The sequence below is a fragment of the Roseateles sp. P5_B10 genome (assembly GCF_056400485.1).
Genome location: NZ_JBFULE010000911.1, coordinates 1 through 1,985, shown reverse-complemented (window position 1 = coordinate 1,985; position 1,985 = coordinate 1). Strand labels below are relative to the sequence as shown.

The 1,985-nt window shown below is 69.1% G+C and carries 2 protein-coding genes; both read right to left on the bottom strand.

The features are described 5' to 3' along the window. Positions 1-1,158: hypothetical protein (locus tag AC1DU6_RS29140; RefSeq protein ID WP_477861441.1), on the bottom strand; the 1,158-nt coding region annotated here is incomplete at its 3' end. A 121-nt stretch (positions 1,159-1,279) separates the two neighbouring features. Further along, positions 1,280-1,985: DNA repair protein RecO (gene recO / locus AC1DU6_RS29135; protein ID WP_477861439.1), on the bottom strand; the 706-nt coding region annotated here is incomplete at its 5' end.

Sequence of the window (1,985 nt, the reverse complement as noted above, 5' to 3'; positions counted from 1 at the left end):
CTTCAGCGTCGCATTGATCAGGTCGCCCTGCTCCTTGGCGTCCTTGGTGATGTCCTTGACCGCTGCGCTCACGGCGCCGGCGTAGTAGCCGGCCGTCTCCGCGTTGACGAAGCGCTGGCCGCCACCGGGAGCAGCAGTCTGGGCCTCGAAGCGCGCGGCCGGGTTCTCGTTCTTGCCGTTGCCCAGCGAGATCTGCGCCTGGATCTCGCCCAGGGTATTGAAGTCCTTGGCGTTCAGCGAAGCCTTGGCATAGGCCGCCAGCGCCGAGCCGTTGGCCGTTTCGCGGTTGGCGGCCAGTTCGCGCATGACGCCATTGGTGTCGCTCAGGATCAGCTGGCCCATGCTGCGCCGCACGTTCTCGGCGGCGTCGGGCCGGCCGCGGCCCGCCAGATCGGTCATCACCGAAGCGGCGTCGGCGAAGACGCGGGCCTTGGTGTCGGCATCACCGATGCCGCTGGCGACCTTGAGCAACTGCTCCAGCGGCTTGGTGTCGGTGCGCACCGCGCCGACGCCGCCACCCATGCCACCCGCGACGAGGAGGGTCTCGTTGGTGGCCGCCTTCAGCACCGCCTGGCGCTGCTCGGGCAGCAGGCCCTGCAGGGCCTGCTGGGCGGTGGCGGAATCCATGCTGCCGATCACCTCGGCGATCGCGCGAGCCTGCGGATCGTGCAGGCGCGACTCGTTCATCGTGTCGATGGCGGTTTGGTCTGTCGAGGCGCCGGCCAGCTGTTTGACGAAGTCGAGCTTGGTCTGGTTGCTGCCGTGCTGACCGACGGCGGCGGCCAGGTCGGTGACGTTGTCGTCGGACAGCAGGCGGTCGCGCGAGGTCTGGCGGCCGGTGGTGCGGTCGAATGCCTGTGACAGCTTGGCCAGATCAGCGCCGCTGAGGTCGCGGGCCATCTCGTTGAAGAAGTCGCGCCGCTCGCCCTGGCTCAGCCCGCCATTGCCGAACCACGAGTCGTCGTTCATCTCGTCGGCGATCTGGCGCAACTCGTCCGCGCCGAGCTTCGCCATGACCGCCCGGCTGTCCGCCGCGTCGAGGTTGGACAGGATGGACTTGACGCTCTTGATGTCGCCGTTGGTGACGGGGTTGAACCAGCCCGTCTCCATGTGGTGGCGGATGTCCTTGACGGCGCTGTCGACGGTGTTGGGCGGCATGGTGGGCTCTCGGTCGGATTGCAAGGCGCCGGGCAGTCATGCAGCACCAGCTCATGCCGCGCATTCTTGGCAGTACCTGGCCGCGCCGAAAGCTGCGTCTGGCCCTAGCCGCGGCGCAACCCTAGCTGCGGCTGACCCTAGCCCCGTCCAGCAATTGCTGCACGTCGACCATCAGCGAGCGGGTACGCAGCTGCTGGTGGCCAAGGTGGTAGTGGAGCAAGCCGCGCAGCGTGGTCTTCAGGCCTTGCAGCTCCACCGCGCAGGCCTGACGCAGCGCGGCGGGGCTGCCGTGCAGCAGCGCGGCCTGGAGCTGGATGAGCAGCGTGCCGGGCAAGCTGGCGTCGCTGGTGGGCGGGATGAGGCCGGACTCGGGCGAGAGCTGGTAGCGGCGCGCGGGATCGATGGCAGTCTGCGTGGTCGTGACGACGCTGAGGTCGGGCAGCAGGCCCAGCTCGGCCAGCAGCCTGATCTCGAAGGCACGCAGCGCCGCGTCGCCCTCGGCCAGATGGGCCAGCGTGTCGGCGTAAGCATCGAAGAGCCGGGGATGCGGGTCGTGGCGGGCCAGCAGCTTCATCAGCAGCTCATTCAGGTAGTAGCCCGAGAACAGCGCCGCACCCGCCGGCAGGGTCGCACCGCCGCCCCACTCCGCGCTGCGCAGGGTCTGCACCTCACCGCCCTCCGCCTTGGCGGGCTTGGAGAGACTGACAGAGATGCGCTGCAACGGCAGCAGTACGGCGCGCAGCTGCGAGTAGGGCCGTTTGGCGCCCTTGGCCGCGACGGCGAGCCGGCCGGACTCGCGCGTGAACAGGTCGAGGATGAGGCTGGAC